Source organism: Bacteroidota bacterium, assembly GCA_039714315.1.
Taxonomy (GTDB): domain Bacteria; phylum Bacteroidota; class Bacteroidia; order Flavobacteriales; family JADGDT01; genus JADGDT01.
The window spans coordinates 1-4,099 of record JBDLJM010000203.1; the positions used below are offsets into that span (position 1 = coordinate 1).

The following is a 4,099-nucleotide window of genomic DNA, read 5'->3' on the forward strand; positions in this document are numbered from 1 at the left end:
TTAAAACTTGCTGAACCGGGTGATGACCTTCCAGTTGGAACTCCTTACTTTATTCCAAGAGATATACCTTGTTATATGTGTACGGATATTCCATGTGTTGTGAATTGTCCTACTGATGCGCTAAGTGAACCGCTGATTTCAGACATTGACGAAAGCGAAAAAAGCACATACAATATTAATAAAGCAGAAATGGGTGTGGCAGTTTTAGACACAAAAAATTGCTTAGCCTATTTGGGAATACGTTGCGAGGCTTGTTATAGAGCTTGTCCGTTACTTGATGATGCGATTACTATTGAATACGAAAGAAACGAAAGAACAGGTAAACATGCCCTGCTAAAACCCATAGTAAATGTCGATTCATGTACGGGTTGTGGTATGTGCGAACATGCTTGTATTACCGAAAAAGCAGCCATTTTTGTATTACCTAAAGAAAAAGTTTTAGGTAGATTAAAAACAGATTACATAAAAGGCTGGGAAGAAAAAGACGAACAACGAATCGACACAACAAACTATTATAAAGATAACCTAAAAACTGATCAACAGACACTAGATTATCTTAATAATACAGATTTAATAGATGAGTAGATTACATAAAAATCGGTTTTTAATTGCTCGTAGAGCAGTTCAACTTATTATACTGTTTCTGTTTATCGGTGCAGCCAACTGGGGATGGACTTTGTTAAAAGGAAACCTAAGTGCTGCAAAAGTTCTTGACACATTTTATATAGCTGATCCCTACGCCGTGGTTCAGATGCTTTTTGCCGGTAAAATTCCATCATGGGATATTATTATTGGAGCACTGATAATCACTGTCTTATACGCACTCTTAGTCGGTAGAAGTTTTTGTAGTTGGGTATGCCCGATGAATATTGTAACAGACACGGCAAGATGGCTTAAAAACAAATTAGGATTGAAATCTAGCAGATATTTAAAGATTGATAGAAATCTCAGGTATTGGATAGTAGGTCTCAGTCTTTTTATGTCGATTATACTGGGGGTAGCAGCTTTTGAATTTATAAGTCCTGTTTCAGTATTACATAGAGCGATTATCTATGGTGCAGGAATGAGTTGGTTGATTGTATTATTAATCTTCTTGTTAGACTTATTGATCAAAGATTATTTATGGTGTGGGTACTTATGTCCTTTAGGAGGTTTTTACAGTGCTCTATCGCATAAATCAGTAGTAAAGATCTATCACGATGTAGACAATTGCGATAAAGATTGTGTAGAATGTAAAAAAGTATGTCCTGAAGTTCAGGTCATGGATATTATTAAAAAAGAAAAAGGAGTCATAAAATCAGGTGAATGTACCAATTGTGGAAGATGTATAGAGAGTTGTAATTATAAAGCATTAAAATTTTCAATTTTTAAAAAAACTAAGTCATGAACAAATATTTTTTAGCAGCAATCGTAGGATTATTCGTTTTAGGGATCTATTCTTGTAAAGATGGTTCAAAAACTTCCAAAGAAGTGAAAGTTAGTACCGGTGATGAATTAATCGGTGATAATGTCGAAATTGGCGATAAGGCCTATTATGACGAAACACCTGAAGATGAAAGTACAGGTATGGATCGTGCATTTGAGAATGCACCTCCTCTTATCCCTCACACTGTTAAAGGGATGGAAGATATTCATATGAATGATAATGAATGTTTATTATGTCATATGCCTGATAAAGCAGAAAATGAGAATGCTACACCAATTCCGAAATCTCACTTTATGGATTATCGTCCTAAGATAACTCAACAAGGAGAACAATTACTCGTCGATGCCGAAGAGAATGAAGTTGTGCAAGCAGATAATGCCGGAAAATTAGATAACTCCAGATTCTTTTGTAACCAATGTCATGTGCCTCAAACAGATGCGACACTTTTAGTTGGAAATGTTTTTAAACCTAGCTTTAGAAAGAGCTCTGATAAATCAAAATCTAATTTAGATAAGAATATCGGAGAGGGTGTTAAGTAATTATCAGATTTAAACAGTTATATGAATTTATCTAGTATTATTGTTCAAGTAAGTCCAAAATATCTCGATGATGTAATTAAGAGCATCACTGAGAGTGACTTATGGGAATACCATTTGCATGATGATAAAGGGAGAATTATTGTCACTATCGAAGGTGAAAATGCAGAAGAAGAAGTGTCAAAACTACAAGAACTCCAAGCATTGAAACATGTTGTTTCGGCTGAAATGGCATTTGCCTATAGTGCCGATGAGCTTGAAAAAGCAAGAGAAAAGTTAGACGACAATCAGAAATTACCTAAATGGCTTAATAATCCTAATGCCAATCTCAGTGATATTAAATATGGTGGCGATCTTAAAGGAAAATACTAATACCATTAACATAAAAATAACCAAATTCAATAAATAACAAACACTAAATTAAATACAGAAATTATGAAACAAATATTTTTATCAATTATGATGCTTGTATTATTTGCAAGCCCAATGCTAGCTCAGCAATTTGACTTATCTGCTGAGATTAGACCACGTTTTGAAAGCAATCACGGATACAAAAAATTAATTGGTACAGATGCAACAGGAACAAATGCCATTTCACAACGGTCTCGATTGAACTTTTTCTATAAGCAGGACAAGATAAAACTCGGTATCACTTTACAAAACGTAAGAACCTGGGGAGATATTAGCACACTTGCTTCTGCTGACATAAACGGCACCGCACTGCACCAAGCATGGGCTTCTGTTAGCCTTTTGGATAATCTTTGTCTTAAACTTGGGCGTCAGGAAATTGTATACGATGACCACCGTATTTTTGGTAGTGTAGGTTGGGCACAACAAGCACGTAGCCACGATGCATTAATCTTTAAATACAAACCTGCTGACGGACATAAATTGGATGTTGGTTATGCTTTGAATCCTACGGGATCTCCTGCTGGCTATAAAAACTTCTTTTATGGTTGGTATCATGGTGATTTCGATAAAATCGGGTTAAGTGTATTGGCCTTAAATACCGGACACGAATTCGAAAATACTGATGAAGTTACTGAAGTTGGATTCAAACAAACAGTTGGACCAAGAGTTACTTTCAAAATGGGAGACCTTGATGCGAATGCAGCTACTTATTTCCAAGTTGGTGATTATAATGATGTGAAAACAAACGCTTTATACTATACATTCAATCTTGGGTATAAAGTAATGGACGGACTTAAACTGGGTGTTGGGTACGAAGCACTTTCAGGAAACGATATGGATGATGCCAATGGTGAACAAAATTCATTTGCACCATTATTCGGAACAAACCATAAGTTTAATGGATGGATGGATTATTTCTACGTTGGAAGTCATATGGGTTCAGTTGGTCTAAATGATATCAACGCAACAGTAGCTTATAAGAATGGTAAATTTTCTGCTAAGTTAATTCCTCACTTCTTCTCAGCAGCCGGAAATGTACACAACGGAGCTGAAGTAATGGATGCCAACTTAGGTACAGAAGTAGACTTTACAATGGGGTATAAAATTGCACCGGCTGTATCTATAAACTTCGGTCACTCTATGATGTTTGCCACTGAAACTATGGAATTTATTGAAACGCTCAGGTATGACGGAGTAAGTGGAGATAAAGACGAAATGAATAGCTGGACTTGGTTACAGTTTACATTTAAACCAAAACTTTTTTCATCAGCACCAAAAGCTGAATAAACTTGAATTGATTTTAGTTGATTGATATTCCGCCGGGGTTTAAAAATATTTTTTTAGACCCCGGTTTGTATATGAAAAAAGTATTCAAAAACGACATTTATACTACAACTAAGGTCTTGTAAAAAATACTAACAGTGTTGTAACTTACAAGTTTGTTAGTTTTTTATTGTTTTCTATCTTTGTTCACTATTAAGAAAGCTACTTCATGAAAAAAATAACTGATTTTCTCTTTTCTACTCGTTTGATGAGTATAGCAATTGTCTTATTTGCTGTTGCAATGGCTGTTGCCACCTTTGTTGAAAATGATTACGGCACACAATCTGCCAAAGCGCTGGTATATAATGCTTGGTGGTTTGAGGTATTGATGTATCTGCTTACTATCAACTTTATTGGGAATATTTTTAAATATCGCTTATATCGTAAAGAGAAATGGCCTGTT

Annotated in this window: 6 protein-coding genes; all 6 read left to right on the forward strand. The window is 35.2% G+C overall.

Features of this window, described 5'->3' with window-relative positions:
- Positions 1 to 585: 4Fe-4S dicluster domain-containing protein (locus ABFR62_13345; protein ID MEN8139405.1), on the forward strand; the 585-nt coding region annotated here is incomplete at its 5' end.
- The gene (napH, locus tag ABFR62_13350; GenBank protein MEN8139406.1) at positions 578 to 1,387 is read left to right on the forward strand and encodes a quinol dehydrogenase ferredoxin subunit NapH; all 810 of its coding nucleotides are present in this window, start codon (positions 578 to 580) and stop codon (positions 1,385 to 1,387) included. The genes ABFR62_13345 and napH, both read left to right, overlap by 8 nt.
- The gene (locus ABFR62_13355; GenBank protein ID MEN8139407.1) at positions 1,384 to 1,965 is read left to right on the forward strand and encodes a nitrate reductase cytochrome c-type subunit; all 582 of its coding nucleotides are present in this window, start codon (positions 1,384 to 1,386) and stop codon (positions 1,963 to 1,965) included. Before napH ends, ABFR62_13355 begins: the two co-directional genes overlap by 4 nt.
- Before the next feature lie 21 nt (positions 1,966 to 1,986).
- Positions 1,987 to 2,334 (forward strand): chaperone NapD, encoded by a 348-nt coding sequence (locus ABFR62_13360; protein ID MEN8139408.1) that lies wholly within the window; start codon positions 1,987 to 1,989, stop codon positions 2,332 to 2,334.
- Between the two features lie 63 nt (positions 2,335 to 2,397).
- Positions 2,398 to 3,660: an alginate export family protein gene (locus ABFR62_13365; GenBank protein ID MEN8139409.1), complete on the forward strand. Its 1,263-nt coding sequence runs from the start codon at positions 2,398 to 2,400 to the stop codon at positions 3,658 to 3,660.
- Positions 3,661 to 3,865: 205 nt separating this feature from the next.
- The coding region (locus ABFR62_13370) for a hypothetical protein (protein MEN8139410.1) at positions 3,866 to 4,099 on the forward strand (234 nt) is incomplete at its 3' end.

Bases quoted from the DNA above. Each gene is read 5' to 3' on its own strand.
- napH (MEN8139406.1), top strand. From the start codon at position 578: ATGAGTAGATTACATAAAAATCGGTTTTTAATTGCTCGTAGAGCAGTT.
- ABFR62_13355 (MEN8139407.1), top strand. From the start codon at position 1,384: ATGAACAAATATTTTTTAGCAGCAATCGTAGGATTATTCGTTTTAGGG.
- ABFR62_13360 (MEN8139408.1), top strand. From the start codon at position 1,987: ATGAATTTATCTAGTATTATTGTTCAAGTAAGTCCAAAATATCTCGAT.
- ABFR62_13365 (MEN8139409.1), top strand. From the start codon at position 2,398: ATGAAACAAATATTTTTATCAATTATGATGCTTGTATTATTTGCAAGC.